Source organism: Streptomyces sp. NPDC055243, assembly GCF_044544025.1.
Lineage (GTDB): Bacteria > Actinomycetota > Actinomycetes > Streptomycetales > Streptomycetaceae > Streptomyces.
Genome location: NZ_JBITWR010000018.1, coordinates 45,576 through 61,559, shown reverse-complemented (window position 1 = coordinate 61,559; position 15,984 = coordinate 45,576). Strand labels below are relative to the sequence as shown.

13 protein-coding genes and 1 pseudogene are annotated in these 15,984 nt (G+C 72.0%); 6 read left to right on the top strand and 8 right to left on the bottom strand.

The genetic code is table 11. The annotated features are described in order from the left end of the window. Window position 1: 1 nt before the first annotated feature. The gene (locus tag ACIGXX_RS36675; protein WP_361469908.1) at window positions 2-226 is read right to left on the bottom strand and encodes an I78 family peptidase inhibitor; all 225 of its coding nucleotides are present in this window, start codon (window positions 224-226) and stop codon (window positions 2-4) included. Window positions 227-592: 366 nt separating this feature from the next. Here ACIGXX_RS36675 and ctaD point away from each other — a divergent pair. Then, a pseudogene (gene ctaD, locus ACIGXX_RS36670) lies at window positions 593-2,170 on the top strand (cytochrome c oxidase subunit I); the annotation flags it as partial. 46 nt (window positions 2,171-2,216) lie between these two features. Here ctaD and ACIGXX_RS36665 read toward each other — a convergent pair. The 5 genes from ACIGXX_RS36665 to ACIGXX_RS36645 form a co-directional block, all read right to left on the bottom strand. After that, window positions 2,217-3,287, bottom strand: coding sequence for a YafY family protein (locus ACIGXX_RS36665; protein ID WP_351171289.1), 1,071 nt, complete (start codon window positions 3,285-3,287; stop codon window positions 2,217-2,219). An 82-nt stretch (window positions 3,288-3,369) separates the two neighbouring features. Beyond that, on the bottom strand, window positions 3,370-4,245 hold the full coding sequence (locus ACIGXX_RS36660; RefSeq protein WP_351171287.1) for a hypothetical protein: 876 nt from the start codon (window positions 4,243-4,245) through the stop codon (window positions 3,370-3,372). Then, a complete protein-coding gene (locus tag ACIGXX_RS36655) occupies window positions 4,242-5,522 on the bottom strand; it encodes a glycosyltransferase family 4 protein (RefSeq protein ID WP_361469906.1) in 1,281 nt (426 codons plus the stop codon). The genes ACIGXX_RS36660 and ACIGXX_RS36655 overlap by 4 nt, the downstream gene beginning before the upstream one ends. A 164-nt stretch (window positions 5,523-5,686) precedes the next feature. Beyond that, entirely contained in the window at window positions 5,687-6,967 is a 1,281-nt protein-coding gene (locus ACIGXX_RS36650; protein WP_361469904.1) for an ABC transporter substrate-binding protein, read from the bottom strand. Beyond that, on the bottom strand, window positions 6,942-7,541 hold the full coding sequence (locus ACIGXX_RS36645; protein WP_383817981.1) for a hypothetical protein: 600 nt from the start codon (window positions 7,539-7,541) through the stop codon (window positions 6,942-6,944). Before ACIGXX_RS36645 ends, ACIGXX_RS36650 begins: the two co-directional genes overlap by 26 nt. A gap of 135 nt (window positions 7,542-7,676) precedes the next feature. On the opposite strand from ACIGXX_RS36645, the gene ACIGXX_RS36640 reads away from it, so the two are divergent. Genes ACIGXX_RS36640 through ACIGXX_RS36630 form a run of 3 tightly spaced genes read left to right on the top strand, consistent with a single transcriptional unit; the run spans window position 7,677 to window position 12,446 of the window. Then, window positions 7,677-8,186, top strand: coding sequence for a hypothetical protein (locus ACIGXX_RS36640; protein WP_399982376.1), 510 nt, complete (start codon window positions 7,677-7,679; stop codon window positions 8,184-8,186). 4 nt (window positions 8,187-8,190) lie between these two features. Continuing rightward, on the top strand, window positions 8,191-11,730 hold the full coding sequence (locus ACIGXX_RS36635) for an ATP-binding cassette domain-containing protein (RefSeq protein ID WP_399982373.1): 3,540 nt from the start codon (window positions 8,191-8,193) through the stop codon (window positions 11,728-11,730). Beyond that, a complete protein-coding gene (locus ACIGXX_RS36630) occupies window positions 11,727-12,446 on the top strand; it encodes an ATP-binding cassette domain-containing protein (RefSeq protein WP_351171269.1) in 720 nt (239 codons plus the stop codon). Before ACIGXX_RS36635 ends, ACIGXX_RS36630 begins: the two co-directional genes overlap by 4 nt. On the opposite strand, the gene ACIGXX_RS36625 is transcribed toward ACIGXX_RS36630, so the two are convergent. Continuing rightward, entirely contained in the window at window positions 12,443-13,387 is a 945-nt protein-coding gene (locus ACIGXX_RS36625) for a transglycosylase family protein (RefSeq protein ID WP_399982369.1), read from the bottom strand. The genes ACIGXX_RS36630 and ACIGXX_RS36625 overlap by 4 nt on opposite strands. A 120-nt stretch (window positions 13,388-13,507) precedes the next feature. Beyond that, window positions 13,508-14,161, bottom strand: coding sequence for a transglycosylase family protein (locus tag ACIGXX_RS36620; RefSeq protein WP_351171263.1), 654 nt, complete (start codon window positions 14,159-14,161; stop codon window positions 13,508-13,510). A 522-nt stretch (window positions 14,162-14,683) separates the two neighbouring features. On the opposite strand from ACIGXX_RS36620, the gene ACIGXX_RS36615 reads away from it, so the two are divergent. Together ACIGXX_RS36615 and ACIGXX_RS36610 are read left to right on the top strand one after the other, a co-directional pair. Further along, complete coding sequence (locus ACIGXX_RS36615) at window positions 14,684-15,487, top strand: hypothetical protein (RefSeq protein WP_366464619.1); 804 nt, start codon at window positions 14,684-14,686, stop codon at window positions 15,485-15,487. Between the two features lie 178 nt (window positions 15,488-15,665). Then, window positions 15,666-15,968, top strand: a complete 303-nt coding sequence (locus ACIGXX_RS36610; RefSeq protein WP_351171257.1) for a hypothetical protein — start codon at window positions 15,666-15,668, stop codon at window positions 15,966-15,968. The last annotated feature ends 16 nt before the right edge of the window (window positions 15,969-15,984 follow it).

Here is a 15,984-nt window from a genome sequence, read left to right as displayed (position 1 = left end):
GTCAGCCCTTCCAGCAGCGGATCACGACGCCTTCCTTGACCTCGAAGTTGAGCCGCCCCGCGAGGTACTCCATGGTGATGATCGCGCCCGGCGGCAACGACCTGACCGTGGACCAGCCGCGCTCGCGGGCCTGCTGCTCGGCGCCGTCGGCCGCGAGGCCCACGTAGGCGTCGATGCTGTCCTGGGGTTCCTGGGGTTGGGCGGGAGGGGTCGGAATAGGTGCCATGGCCGCCACGTTAGGCGGCGCGGCCCGGCCGGGGAAGGCCGTAGCCGGACACCATGCGTCACCGGTCCCCCTCCGGTCACGCTTTTGTCACAGCATCACGACCGGCGTTTCGCCTTAACTCCGTCACACGTACGGGCGGTTCCGGAGTTGTTCCGACGTGATTCCCGGATTTCCCGCGGGGTTCCCCACCGCGCCCAGAAACGACCGTATTAGCACGGCCGAAAAGTGGACGAGGCGCCTTTACACACCCCACCCAATTCCCGAATCCCGGACGCTCCGGGGGATGTGACGCCGCATAGGGAATTCAAGGTTCCAGCACAGCGGTCTCGTACGCCCCCTGTCGGAGCCGGGTGGGACGCGAGCATCATGGCGGGTGCTTCAGGCAGGCCCAGCGGCGCGACGGCGAAGGGGCGAGCGATGGGGACTGAGACCGCGACCGAGGCCGCACCACCGGTCCGGCACAAGAGTTCGGGCCGGGTCCTCGTGGACTGGCTGACCACCACCGACCACAAGAAGATCGGCCACCTGTACCTGATCACGTCCTTCGTGTTCTTCCTCGCCGCGGGCCTGATGGCCCTGATGATGCGGGCCGAACTCGCCCGTCCCGGCTTGCAGCTGATGACGAACGACGAGTTCAACCAGATGTTCACCATGCACGGCACGATCATGCTGCTGCTCTTCGCGACGCCGACCTTCGCCGGCTTCGCCAACGAGATCATGCCGCTGCAGATCGGCGCGCCCGACGTCGCCTTCCCGCGGCTCAACATGCTGTCGTACTGGCTGTTCCTCTTCGGCGGCCTGATGGTGCTCGGCTCGTTCCTGGTGCCCGGCGGCCCCGCCGCGTTCGGCTGGTTCGCCTACGCGCCGCTCAACAGCCTGGAGCGGTCGCCGGGGATCGGCGCCGACCTGTGGATCATGGGGCTCGCGCTCTCCGGGTTCGGCACGATCCTGGGCTCGGTGAACTTCCTGACGACCATCATCGGGATGCGGGCACCGGGGATGACGATGTTCCGGATGCCCGTCTTCACCTGGAACGTCCTGTTCACCTCGATCCTGGTCCTGCTCGCGTTCCCCGTGCTCGCCGCCGCGCTGCTCGTCCTGGAGGCCGACCGGCGCTTCCACTCCATGGTCTTCGCCTCGGAGAACGGAGGCGCGCTGCTGTGGCAGCACCTCTTCTGGTTCTTCGGGCATCCGGAGGTCTACATCATCGCGCTGCCGTTCTTCGGGATCATCTCCGAGATCATCCCGGTGTTCAGCAGGAAGCCGATCTTCGGCTATCTGCCCCTGATCGGCGCGACGATGGCCATCACCGGGCTCTCGGTCGTCGTGTGGGCGCACCACATGTTCGCGACGGGCGCGGTGCTCCTGCCCTTCTTCTCCTTCATGTCCTTCCTCATCGCGGTCCCCACGGGCGTGAAGTTCTTCAACTGGACGGGGACGATGCTCAAGGGCTCGCTGTCGTTCGAGACACCGATGCTGTGGGCCGTCGGCTTCCTGGTGAGCTTCCTGTTCGGCGGGCTCACCGGCGTCATCCTGGCCTCGCCACCGCTGGACTTCCACGTCACCGACTCGTACTTCGTCGTCGCGCACTTCCACTACGTGGTGTTCGGCACCGTCGTCTTCGCGACCTTCGGCGGCTTCTACTTCTGGTGGCCGAAGCTCACCGGGAAGATGCTCGACGAGAGGCTCGGCAAGATCCACTTCTGGACGCTCTTCGTCGGCTTCCACGTGACGTTCCTCGTCCAGCACTGGCTGGGCGCGGAGGGCATGCCCCGGCGTTACGCGGACTATCTGGCGGCGGACGGCTTCACGGCGCTCAACACCGTCTCGTCCATCGGCGCGTTCCTGCTCGGCCTCTCCACGCTGCCGTTCCTCTACAACGTCTGGAAGACCGCCAAGTACGGCAAGAAGGTCGACCTCGACGACCCCTGGGGCTTCGGCCGCTCCCTGGAGTGGGCCACCGCCTGCCCGGCGCCGCGCCACAACTTCGTCACGCTGCCCCGGATCCGCTCGGAGTCCCCGGCCTTCGATCTGCACCATCCGGAGTTCGCGGCGTTCCATCCGCCCCAGGCGCAGTACCCGGACCCGCAGACCGAGCACCCCGGTCCAGGGCCCGGCTCAGGAGGCCCCTCGCCGAGCTGAGCCGCTCGGTGAGGCCGGCCGGTTCGACGACCTCGAACTCGAAGCCCATCATCAGCACGTGGATCACCAGGACGTCCAGGCTCGTGGCACCCGTGCGCAACAGGCAGCTGCTCTCGGTCTCGGCCTCCAGCGTGCCGTCGGACGGGGAGACCCGCTGGGCCGCCTCCTCCAGGGGCACCAGGAGCCGGAACACCGCCTGGGCGGCGTACGCGCGCGTGGAGACGCCCCTGGCGACGTACGCGGCCAGGTCCTCGGCGGGCGCGGCGCGCGGACCGAAGCGGGGGCCGTGCGGCGGCCTCGGGGTGATGCGGTCCGCGCGGAAGGTGCGCCAGTCCTCGCGCTCGACGTCCCAGGCGACCAGGTACCAGCGGCGCTCGGTGCAGACGATGCGGTGCGGTTCGACCGTGCGGCGGGTCGAACTGCCCTGGTGGTCGCGGTAGTCGAAGCGCAGCCGCTCGGAGTCCCGGCAGGCGTGGGCGAGTTCGGTCAGGACCGAGGGGTCGACGGCCTGCCGCTGCGGGGTCCTGAGCATCGGCACGGTGAACGCGGTGAGCGCGCCGACCCGGCGCCGCAGCCTGCTCGGCAGGACCTGCTCCAGCTTGGCCAGGGCGCGTACGGAGGTCTCACCGATGCCCTCGATGCCCTGCCCGGCGGCGGTGCGCAGGCCGACGGCCACCGCGACCGCCTCGTCGTCGTCCAGGAGCAGCGGCGGCAGCTCCGCGCCCGCGCCCAGCTGGTAGCCGCCGCCCGTGCCGGGGCTCGCGTTGACGGGGTAGCCGAGCTCGCGCAGCCGGTCCACGTCACGCCGCACGGTGCGCGGGGTGACGCCGAGCCGGTCGGCGAGGTCGGCGCCCGACCAGTCGCGGTGGGCCTGCAGCAGCGAGAGCAGGCGGAGCAGTCGTGCGGAGGTCTCCAGCATGGGGCCGATTGTGCCCGGCGTCGCGGACAGCCACGGTCCGCGACGGCGTCGGCCACCGATGGCATTCAGCCTCTCGACGAGGTCAGCCGTCGATCGCGTCCGCCTCGCGGATCCGCACCGAGAGGTCGTTGTCGTTCGTGTAGTACGGCCCCGCGTCGAGCGGTCCGTGCGCCGCGGTGTCGAGCCGCACCACCGGGTAGGTGAAGATCTGCTTCTTGTCCGGCACGTCGTCCAGGAGCCTCGCGAGCCGGATGCGCGGCCCGCTCTCCCCCGCCGGGCGCAGCCAGAGGTCCCAGGGTCCCGGGCCGCTGTCGGCGAGCACGTCGCAGTGCAGGCCGAAGCTGAACTCCACTCCGTCCGCGGTCAGTTCGGAGCGCTCGACGCGGTCGGGCTCGGCACGGCGGGACGCCTCGGCGTAGGCGGCGCCGGTCAGCACGGTGCCGTAGACGCGGCCCTGGGCGGTCACCGCGGGGCCGGAGATCCGCAGCTCGCCGATCTCCGCGTGCGGGGCGCGCAGCCAGCTGCGTACGGAGAGGTTGCCCTGCTTGGTCGCGTACGGGATGCGGACGGCGATGTGGCCGCGGGCCCCGCTGGGGGCGCGGTCGACCAGCGAGCGCAGGTCGTTGACGCCGGGCGCGAGGCGGCGCGGGGTGCCGCCGCCGACCTCCGCGTAGGCGTTCCAGCGCCCCTCGGCCAGCTGGACGCTGCTGGGCAGTGCGGCCCGCAGCCTGCCGTCGGCCGCCGGGGACAGCGGCAGGCGTACGTCCTCGTCGGCGGACGCGGCGTCGCGGCGGCGCAGCAGAAGGTAGGCCGCGCCCTTGCCGCCGGGGTCGGTGACGTCGAAGGTGAGGCCGCCGGCGGAGTCGGCTATGCAGTCCGCGCGCGGTGCGGCGGCGACGTCGTGATCGACACCGGCGTCGCAGGGCGATGAGGCGTCCGAGGTGGCCAAGGCCGTCATGCGGTGGATCCCTTCGTCTGTATGCCGCTGGTCGGTACCCCGTGTCCGATGTCCCGCAGCGCGTACGCGCCGCCGAGCAGCGCGCCGCGGGTGCGGTGCAGTGAGCCGCGCATCCGGCCGCCGAAGGAGCTGCCGCGGGCCAGCATCCCGGTGAACATCGCGTCGTAGCGCTCGGCGATGCGGGCCGGGTCGAAGCGCTCGGAGTCGTGGAGCGCGGCGCCCGCCATCCGTCGGCGCAGTGTGTCGTTGTTGATCAGTTCGAGCAGTCCGCCCGCGATCGCGTCGGGGTTGCCGACCTCGACCAGGCGCCCGTCGACACCGTTGTCGATGATCTCGCCGGGACCGTGCGGGCAGTCGGTGGCCACCACGGGCAGACCGCAGCGCATCGCCTCGACGATCGTCATGCCGAAGGACTCCAGGCTGGAGGTGACGGCCGCGATGGAGCCCTTGGCCCACTCGGGCTCGATGGGGTGGGCGGGGCCCATCAGGAAGACGTGGTTGTAGAGGCCGAGTTCGTCGATCAGGGCGCGCAGCTTGTCCTTCTGCTTGCCGCCGCCGTATATCCGAAGCCGCCAGTCGGGGCGCTCGGCGCGCACCTGGTCGAAGGCCCGTATCAGCAGGTCGTACCGCTTGACGGGGGCGAGCCGCCCTGCCGCGACGACCCACTTCTGGTTGCCGTCGGCGGGCTCTATGCCGGGCGCGGGCACGGGGTTGGGCACGGCCTGGACGTGGACTCCGGGCAGGCGCATCATGCGGCGATAGGCGCGGGCGTCGGCCTCGGTCGTCGTGGTCAGGACGTCGAGGCGGGGGTAGACGCTGCGCAGCTGTCGGCGCAGTTCCTTGGAGTGGCTGTCGAGCGTGAGGTGCTCCTGGCCGACCCGCAGCGGGCCGCGCGCCGCCTCGCGGGCGATGTGCACGTTCAGGCCCGGCCGCGTGCCGACCACCACGTCGGAGTCGAGCGAGGAGAGGTGCGCGGCGATGCGCCGGTCGGTCAGGGCGCTGTACTGGTCGTAGCGGCCTTCCGCGCCGGGGAACGTGCGGGCGGGCCGCAGGGCCTCGGGGGTCTCCCCCTCGTAGCCGGGGCTTTCCTTGCGCATGTCGACAAGGTGACGGAGCCCGACGCGGGAGTCGGGCGAGAAGACGGGTTCGTCACGGTGCCGGAAGACGGAGACGATCTCGACGTCGTGGTGCTCGGCGAGTGTGTTCGCCAAGTTGTACGTCGTCCGGATCGTCCCGCCGATTCCGTACGCGTTGTGAATCAGGAAAGAGATGTGCATGCGTCCCCGTATCCCACGCTTCCCCGCGGACAGTCCTTCTCGTCCGCCTACCGCAGGGTTAGACGGGGATTACGGCCTCAGGGTTGGGCTCCATCATCATCTTGTTCCTGAACAGTTGTGCCATTGGTATCCGGTTCCGGGAACTTTCCTGCTAGGTACACGCATCATGGCTGGTAGGAGAGCTGCGGCACGTCGAAGCAGTTGTCGTTCATGTCTCCCTGTGTGACCCAGCCCTCACTGTCCTTCCAGCGGGCCACCGACACACAGGTCATACGGGTCTCGGGCGGATCGGCCCGCTCCTCGTACGTCACCGGAAGCAGCAGCCCCCGCGCGGTGTACGACTTGCCCCGGTTCATAAAGCGGTCGACGCATGCGCGCGTGACATCACCCCGGCACGACGTCGCCGCGTCCGTGAACCACATGGCGGCTGCCCAGCCCTCCAGCTGCCACTGGGAGAGGTCCTTGTGCCCCTTCATGGCGTCGCGGAACTCGCGGACGGCCGGCTGACCGGTGTCCTCGTAGTTGCGGCTCGCGCCGGTGGCCCACAGGGCGTTGCGGCAGCGCGGTGCGTCCTTGTAGTCCTCGGCCACCGACGAGGTCCAGTTCTGCACGTTGGTGACCTTGGCGGTGACCTCCGCCCCCACCTCGTCCATCGCCTCGCACAGCTGGGCGTTGCCATGGGTGTCCATCGCGTCGAAGACGAGGTCGACGCCCTGCTCCTTCAGGTCGGCCGCCGCCGCGCGGAAGTTGGGCAGCGCGAAGTCGACCTGCTCGGTGACCACCTCATACCCCTCGGCCTTCAGGCCCCGGGCGACGAGTCGGGCGTACGCGGCGGACGCGGCCTGGTTGTAGGAGACGACGCCGGCGGTGCGTGCCCCCTGCTCCCGCTTGAAGTAGCGGTAGACCTCGGTCCCGCCGATCAGCTTGCCGTCCCAGCCCGGCTTCCCGTTCCGCGGGGCGACGCTGCCGTAGATCCCGTACAGATGTGGATAGGTGTCGTACGCGGACCCGATCGGCTGGCCCCCGACGTCGGGCACCCGTGCGCGGGAGACCCGGGAGGCCCCGGCGTAGTCCAGCGAACTGGTCGCGACGAGCGCGACGACGCGCTCCTCGTCGACCAGCTTGTCCACGCATTCACTGTTGCCGACACCGCTGCCGCCGTCGTCGCACGTACGCACCTCGACCTTGCGCCCCTCGATGCCGCCCCGGGCGTTCAGGCGCTCGAAGTACGCCTTGGCCCCGTCCCGGGGCCCGGTGAACGCGGAGCCGCCGACCGGGCTGGTCGCGCTGGTGATGACGCCGACCCGGATCGGCGCCCCCGACGGGGCGGGCGCCCTGCTCCTGCCCTCGAAGTCGCTCTCGGGGAGCCGGCTGCCGCACCCCGCCACCGCCACGAGCAGCGCGGCTACGGCAAGGGCCTCAACAGCCCGGACCGGGCGACTCATTGCCGCTCAGCTTCACCAGGGCGCAGAGAGTCTTGACGGACACCTTCCAGGTGTCGTCCTGGTTGACGGAGGTGCCCGAGGCGTCGGGCAGCGCGGTGGCACCCTTCAGGGTCAGGGCGTACGTCACGTCCGCCTCGGTCGCCGAGCTGAACTCGACCTTGTTCACGTCGGCGCTGACCTGCTTGCCGCGCTCGTCGCCGCTGAAGCTCTTCAGGACGGCGCGCATCTTCGGCCCGTCCTCGAGGACGGCCTCCTTCTCCTTCATGGAGACGGCGGGATCGAAGAACTTCTCGAAGTTCTCCTTGACCTCTTTCTCGGCCGCCGCCGGATCCGCGGGCGCGCTCGCGTCCTCCGAAGGAGCGTCCTCCGAGGGGGCGTCCTCCGAAGGCGTGTCCGGGGTCGACGTCTCGGCGGACGGCTTGGGCGGATCGCTGTCGCCGCCACCGCCGCTGTCGTCACCGCATGCCACGGCGGCCGGAGCGACCAGCAGGACCGCGGCTGCCGCCAGCGCCGCGCTCCTCACCCTGCCCCGCCTGAGATCGCTCCCCCGCTTGGGGCTTGTCCAGAGCACCATCTGGCTCACCACCGGGTGTCGGTCCGGGCCATCAGGGCCCGGTGCTTTCAGGGTCAGCTTGCAGAAGGCATAGTGCAAGCCATCGGCTGACATGGACAGCCCACCGACGCTACGAACGTGTCCCAGGGGGCGCAGATGCGGGCGGCTCAATCGGATCGGACGGCTCGTTCGGCGCGGCTCCGCGCCGTGCGCCCCCTCCTCTGGGTGGCCTTCGCCGCCCTCGCCACCGGCGCCGTGCTCTGCGTGGTCGGCTGGTACGGCATCTCCGGCGAGCGCTTCGCCGAGCGGCAGCTCCCGTATCTGGCGTCGTGCACGGTGCCGGGCGCCGCGCTGATCATCGCCGGGGCGGTGCTCCTCACCCACGGCAGGAGCACGCTGGCCACGGCCCGCGTGGAGGAGCTGTACGAGCTCCTGGTGACGGCGGGCACGCCGGACGCCGCGGCGGAGCGGCCGGCCCCGGCGGTGGCGACCAGCGGCGCATCGCTGATGATCCCCGGCGGAACCCTCTGGCACCGCGCGGACTGCCCCCTGGTGGCGGGGAAACCGCAGGCCGTCCCCGCGGACGCCCACATCCTCGCGACCGGCGATCTGAGCCCCTGCCCCATCTGCGAACCACGGCCCGCCGCCGCTCCCCCGGAGCGATGACCCGGTGGCCTCCCTGAGCTACGACCTGACGCTGGCCGGGCTCGCGGTGGGCAGCGCGGCGGCCCTCACCGGCATCGGCCTGATCGTCACGTACCGCGCGACCGGTGTCCTCAACTTCGCGCACGGCGCGATCGCGATGGTCTGCGCGTACGTCCTGCGCCAACTGACGGTGGAGTGGCACTGGCCGCTGCCCCTGGCCACGGCGGTCACGCTCCTCCTGATCGCCCCGGCCATCGGCCTGCTCCTGGAGAAGGCGGTCTTCCGCCCCTTGGCGGTCCTGGGCAGCGACCCGGCCCAGACCCTGGTGGCGTCCATCGGCGTCTTCATCCTCCTGGTGGGAGGCGCCGCCCTGATCTGGGGCCCGGGAGCGAAGGCGGACGCCCCCGCCCTCGTGTCGACGGACCCCTGGGTCCCCCTGGCCGCGACGGTCGCCCTCGCCACCGCGGTCTGGGCCACCACCCGCTGGACCCGCTTCGGCGGCGAACTGCGGGCGGTGGTCGACAACCGCCCGCTCGCGGTCCTCAGCGGCATCGACGCGGACCGGGTGGCGTCGGTGGGCTGGGCGTTCGGCGCCTTCACGGCGGGCCTGACCGGCGCGCTGCTCGCCCCCTTCGTACGCCTCGACCCCTACGGCATGCCCCTCCTGGTCATGGAGGTGGTGGCGGTGGCGGTGGCGGCCCGCATGCGCAGCCTGTCCATCGCGGTGGTGGTGGCCCTGGGCCTTGGCGTGGCCCAGAGCCAGCTGACCCGCCTGCACCCGTCGGGCTGGGCGGAGCCCCTGATCCAGGCACTGGGCGCGAACCTCTTCGTGGTGGCCCTCCTCGTCGCGGCCCTGGTGCTCCCGGGCATCGGCTCGCGGAACACGCTGCCGCGCGCGGTGACGGCACGGGTGCCGACGCCGCCGGGCGCGTGGATAGTGGCGGCGGTGCTCTTCCTGATCCCGCTGGGCTTCGCGGGCTCGGACCTGACGACATCGGTCCAGGTCCCGGCGCTGGCGGTGATCCTCCTCTCCCTGGTGATCGTGACGGGGCGCGGCGGCCAGATCTCCCTGGGCCAGGCGGCGTACGCGGGTCTGGGCGCGCTCTTCACGGCACTCCTGACGGCGGGCCGCTTCCCGGGCCTGCCCGAGCTGCCCCACCTCCCGGCCCTGGCCGTGGCCGTCCTCCTGGTGGCCCCCCTCGGCCTCCTGACCGGCTGGCCCGCGATCAGCCGCCGGGGGCTCGCGCTGGCCCTTGCGACGTTCGCGGTGGGCGTCGGCGTGAGCCGCTTCGTCTTCGCCCAGCCGTACGCGACGTCGGGGCTCACCCTGGACCGCCCCGCGGGCTTCGACAGCGACCGCGCGTACTACGTCCTCGAACTCCTCCTGCTCGCCGCGGCGTTGCTCTTCGCGAGCAGCATGCGCCGGGGCCGCATGGGGCGCGCGCTTGCCGCGATGCGGGACCACGAGGCGGGGGCGGCGGCCGCGGGCGTGCCGGTCCGCACCCTGAAGCTCACGGCCTTCGTGGCCGGTGCGGCGCTGGCCGCGCTGGGCGGGGGGATGCTGGGCATGGGGCTGCGGGCCTTCGACCCGGCCGCGTACGACCCCGTGCGCGGGCTCCTCTGGTTCGCGGCGGTGGTGGTCCTCGGCGCGGACAGCCTCCTGGGCGCGCTGCTCGCGGCGGCGCTGCTGGTGGGGCTTGACGCGGGGACGCGGGGCGGTGTGGCGGCGGCCCTGATCGGCGTCCTCGCGGTCCTGCTGACCCGCGTGCCGCCCCCCGCCGGCCGGCCCCGCCGCCGCTCCCTGACCCCCCTGGCCCACCGGACGCGCACCACCCTGCCCCCACCCCTCCACACCCCCCACATCCACCCCTACCCGGCCCCGCTCTCCCACCCAGCCACCCGATCCCCCCGCACCCCACCCACCACGAACAAACCTCCCCACCCACCTACCCGATCACCCCACAACACCCGACCGGACCTCGCCCGATGGCACCACAGTGCGCGGGCGCGCCTCGCCCGATGGCGCCCATGGCGGGCGGGCCCCGCCCGGCCGCCCCGGTGGTGGGTGGGCGCCCCTCGAACACCCCGCAGCGAGCCGACAGACCCCACACAACCGCGCCGATGGCGGCTCAGCCCCACACAACCGCCCCGCAGCAAGCGGGCAGGACGCACCCGGTCACGCCGATGGTGGGTGGGCGCCCCTCGATCGGCCCGCAGCAAGCCGACGCCCCCCGCCCGACCGCGCCGATGGCGACTGGGCCCCGCCCGACCGCGCCGCAACGAACAGACGAACTCCACTCCGTCACGCCGTTGGTGGCAAGGCCCCGCCCGGCCGCCCCGCGGCGAGCAGAGGGGCTCCACCCGGCCTCCCGCCCGCGACGGACAGCCGGACGGTGAAAGTGGTGGCGCGCGAGCGCGGGAGAGCAGCACCGGGCCGCAGACGCCGGTCCGGCCCGAGGGGACGGGTCGGTATGTCCGCCCGGAGCACGGTTCGCGGCGCTCCGGCGCCGAAGCAGCTACACGGCCACCGGACGATAGCGAGGACGGACATACCGACGCGGCCCCGCCCCCCGATCGCCCCCGCCGCGAAACCCCGCCCCGCGCTCAACCAGACCACGAAACAGCCCCACACCCCGGCCGCCCGAGCGACAAATCCCTGCCCCCCGGTCACCCACACCGCGAGGCCCCGCACCCCCCTCAACCCCACCACGAAACAGCCCCACACCCCAGCCACCCCAACGACGAAGCCCTGCCCCCCGGTCACCCACACCGCGAAGCCCCGCACCCCCCTCAACCCCACCACGAAACAGCCCCACACCCCAGCCACCCCAACGACGAAGCCCTGCCCCCCACCCCCCGTCACCCCCACCGCAAAGCCCCCCACCCCCTGACAGCCCACGGAATCACCGCCACCTACGACGGCTTCACCGCCCTGGACCGCGTCGACCTCTCCGTACCCCCCGGCCACATCACCGCCGTAGTAGGCCCCAACGGCGCAGGCAAAAGCACCCTCTTCCACTGCCTGGCCGGCACCCTCCGCCCCGACTCCGGACGCATCACCTTCGACGGCAAGGACATCACCGGCACACCCGCTCACGCCCGCACCCGCCTGGGCCTGGCCCGCACGTTCCAGCAGCTGGCGGTCTTCCCGTCCCTGACCATCATGGAGAACGTCCAAGTGGGCACAGAGCAGGGAAGACTCACCCACCCTCAAGCCACCGCCCAAGCCCTTCGCCTCTTCTCCCTCCACGACGACGCCACCCGCCACCACCCCGCCGCGGACCTCCCCACCGGCACCCTCCGCCGCGTAGAACTGGCCCGAGCCCTCGCAGGCCAACCCCACACCCTCCTCCTGGACGAACCGGCAGCAGGCCTGGACACCGCCGAAGTGGCCGCACTGGCCCGCGTCCTGCGCGCCCTCGCGGCCGACGGCATGGCGCTCCTCGTGGTCGAGCACGACATCGACCTGGTGGCGGACCTCGCCGACACCGTGCACGTCATGGCCGCGGGCCGCATCGTCACATCCGGCCCCCCGACCGAAGTCCTCCACAGGACAGCCCCATGAGAACCGGCATCGAACTCCACGAAGCCCGCGTCCGCTACGGCCCCCTGGAGGCCCTGCACGGCGTGACCCTCGCCGCCCCCGCCCCCGGCCTCACCGTCCTCCTCGGCCGCAACGGCTCGGGCCGCACCACCACACTGCGCGCCCTGGCCGGCACGGCCCCCCTCACCAGCGGCACCGTCACCTGGGACGGCACCGACGTCACCCGGCTCCCCGCCCACGCACGCGCACGGCGCGGCCTGTGCTTCGTACCGGACGGACAAGCGGTGTTCGGCCACCTCACCGTCGCCGAGAACCTCGGCCTCTCCGGCCCCGGCCGGAAGGCCGACATCACCCCGGCCCTGGACGCGTACCCCGAGCTGCGCCCGCTCCTCCCCCGCCCGGCAGGCACCCTCTCCGGCGGCGAGCAGCGCATGCTCGCCCTCTCCCGCGCCCTCCTCACACCCCACGCCCGCGTGATCCTCATCGACGAACCCACCCAGGGCATGTCCCCCGCCGTCGCATCCCGGACGTACGACCTCCTCGTCGGCCTGAGCGCGCGCACCACCCCCACCTGCGTCCTCACCGCGGAACAACGCCTGCCGCCCGGCCTGCGGCGCGAGCACGCGGGCGGCCGGACGGCAGTGGTGGTGCACGAACTGCGCCGTGGCGCAGTCGTGTTCAGCGGCGAGGCAGCCGAACTCGCCGGAACCGAAGCCTCAGGCTTGACCGACGCCTAAGGCTTCGGCTTCGCCGACCCGGCAGGCTCGGGCAATGCGTCCGGCTTGACCGACCCGGCGGGCTTCGCCGACTCGGCAGGCTTAGACGCCTCGTCAGGCTTCGCGGACTCAGCGGGCTTCGCCGACCCGGCAGACTCCGGCGATGCGCCAGGCTTGACCGACCCGGCGGGCTCAGGCGACTCGGCAGGCTTCGCCGACTCGGCGGGCTTGGCGGACTGGGAGGGCTTCGCCGACTCGGCGGGCTTGGAAGGCTTCGCGGACTTGGAGGGCTTCGCCGACTCCCCCGGCTCCACGGGCTTGCCCGGCTTGGACTGCTTACCCGGCTTGGACTGCTTCCCCGGCTCAGGCGGCGCCTTGGCCGTCTTCTTCGGGATGACCAGCTTCGTGCCGACCGCCAGCCTGTCGGGGCTGCTCCCGACCTCCTTGCGATTGGCTCGATACAGGACTTCCCATCCGCCCTTGACGTCGTATCGGCGGGCGATGGAACTCAGCGTCTCCCCCGCCTTGACGACGTGCACGACGCCCCAGCCCTCCCGGATCTCCCGGGGAATCCTCTTGGAGCACACGGGCCAGGCCTTCCAGCCCTGGACCCGCAGCACCGCCTCGGCGACCTTGATCTGCTCCGCCTTGGTGGCGAGGTCGGCGCGCCGCGCGTACTTGAGCCCGCCGAACTCCTCCCAGGTGGACTGCTTGAACTGCAGCCCTCCGTAGAAGCCGTTCCCCGTGTTCACATGCCACCGGCTGGTGCTCTCGCACTCCGCGAGGCACTCCCAGCGCCCCGCGGTGCGGGAGCAGTCGTACGCGGCAAGACCGGCCCCCGGCCCCGGAAGGGGCCGCGGCGGGGTCGGAGCCGCGTTCGCGGACCCGGGCAGCAGCAGTGAGCCGGCGGCGACGATGACCAGACCAGCGGGCCACGACGAGCGGAGACTCTTGATCGGCATCGGATACATCCGCCCACGCTAGGCAGCGCCCCCGCGGCGCGGAGCCGTGCCGCGCCGCCACGGGCGCGGCCCCACCCGGTCGGACGACCGGGCGGGACCGCGCCCCTGAACGGCCGGAACTCAGAGGTCGAGCCGCTGCCCGGGCAGGATCACGTTCGGGTCCCCGCCGATGACCGCCTTGTTGGCGGCGTACACCTTCTGCCAGCTGACGCCGTGCGCCGCCGCGATCCGGCTCAGGGTGTCCCCCTGCCGAACGGTGTAGTCACCGCGCCCCGAGCCCCGGTCGGCATGGCTCGGCACGTGCTGCCGCGGCGTGGCGGGCCGCTGCTTCGCCGCCTTCGGAGCCTGCGCCGCCTTGGGAGCCCGGGGTGCCTTGGCCGCCTTGGGGGCCGCGGGAGCGGCCGCCGCCCCCGGCGCGCTGCCGGACGCACCCGCACGCGCCGAACAGCTGGGCCAAGCGCCCCACCCCTGAGCACGCTGGACCTTCGTGGCGACAGCGATCTGCTGCGCCTTGGACGCCTTGTCGGCGGTCGCCGCATAGGCTCCTCCGCCGTACGCGCGCCAGGTGGACGCGGAGAACTGGAGCCCTCCGTAGTAGCCGTTCCCGGTGTTGATCTGCCAGTTTCCGCCGCTCTCGCACTGAGCGATGCGATCCCACACTCCGCCGTCCGCCGCCGACGCCTGGCCGGTGGCGGTGAGCAGTCCCAGCGGGGCGAGCAACGCCGCTCCGCCGATCACTGCTGTCCTGCGAACGCACTTGGGACGTGCGGACATGAATATCCCTCTCGAAGGGCCCGGGGTCCCCCAGGTGTCCCGGACCTCCTCGCGCATCTGACGCCGGAGGTCCGCTCACCCCGTCCGCCGGAGTGCGGCACTCCTGTGCCGCGGTGCTTGAGCTGGCTGGTGCGGCCGGCGGACGTACCCGAGCGGTGCTCGCTGCACACGGCGGTGGAATCTAGGTGCCTGCTCGCCCCGATATCAACCAACTCCTTGTCATTCCAGGCCAGTTGGCCGTTACCCGGAGTATCGGCGAATTCGAGCCAGCCACTTAATTCACTGATTTCATGATTTGTCGACCGGTCGACCTGGTGATCTGTGACTCAGCTCACCGCACCAACTTCCCTGTACGCAGAAGACGTTGGCGCTCAGTGACGAATTCCGCCGGACAACTCACCCTCCGCTGCGGATGGTTCGATTCCGTTCGCCTTCACGCGTGACCTGTGCCACTGATCGCCCGTTGTCTTCTTATGAGCCGGGCACCCCCGGTCCGTACGCAACGATTCCGAGGAGCCACCCGTGCCGCGCATGCTCGACGTCGGCGACGACGTCCGCGCCGAGATCGGCGACGAAGAAGCCGACCGGCTGCTCGCCGGAGAGAACGCCCCGGGCAGTTACGACTGCACCTCCTGCCGCACTCCCGGCGACACGGAGCAGGAACGCACCAGCACGGTCCTGTTCATCGGCGACGAAACCGCCGTACTCGCCTTCGCCCACGCCACCTGCCTGCCCTCCCAGATCGTCCAGGTCTCCGAGGAGCAGCTGCAGGGTGCCGTGCGCTCGATCACCGGCGAGGACGGCACCGGCCTCGCCGGGGTCCCCGCCCCCGCTCCCGGCGAGGGAGTGCCCGACCAGGCGGTCCTGGGCGTGACCAGCGGTCTCGTCCTGATCGAGGGCGAGCTGCGGCCCGCGCTCGTCGTCGAGCCGACCGGCGCCATCGCGCGCCCCGGCACCGCGCCCGGCGGCGGCGACGACTTCCTCCAGCTCCTGGTCGAGCAGGGCTTCCACCCGATCGCCTCGCTGGACGCCGTGCCACCGGCGCTGCACGGCTGGTCGGTGCTGCTCGCCGCGGGCCAGCTGCACGCCGTGCTCCAGCCCGGCACAGGCGGCTCCCCCGTCGCCTGGTGGCAGGCCCACCACCCGCTCCAGGTCACCGAGGCCTGGCGGTCCGCGGCCAACAAGCTGCAGACGGTGCTCCTGTTCGCGGCGCCGGTCGGCTCCATCGGCCGCCAGCCCCGCGAGGACCTGCTGCGCGGGGCCCTGGACAAGGCGGCGGTGCACGGGCGGCTGGTCGCGGCGTCGATGCCGCTCGCCGGCACCTGAGCCCCCAGGGGCCGCGCCGCCACCGCGCTCCGCATCCCGACTGCGCCGGTCACACTCCCGGCGCCCCGTGAAAGCGGCGCGGCCCCCGCATCCGTACGCGGACAGGGTCGTTGGCACATACGTGCACACATACGACCCCTCCCGCCCCCGGCCGGCGTACCAGACCCCCATCCCCTCCATGCGCTCCGCGCAGGAGACGGGGGCCGACCACTCGGCCACACCGATCTACGACGCGCTCTACTCGGAGTACCGCAGGTCGTTCAAGGCCCTTCCGGGTGACCGGACCGGCGAGGAGGATCTGGGCTTCACGTCGTTCGGCGGCTCGCCCTACGGCATGCACCGTGCCGGCGACCGGTACGACCCCCGGCACAACACCTTCAGCCAGCTGCACGTCACCCGCTACGGCGGCCACGATCAGCACGGCACGGGGTACCAGCAGTTCCCCGCGGCGCTGCCGCCGGGGCCGCGCAGGGAGCGCTGAGGCGCCGTCGCGAACG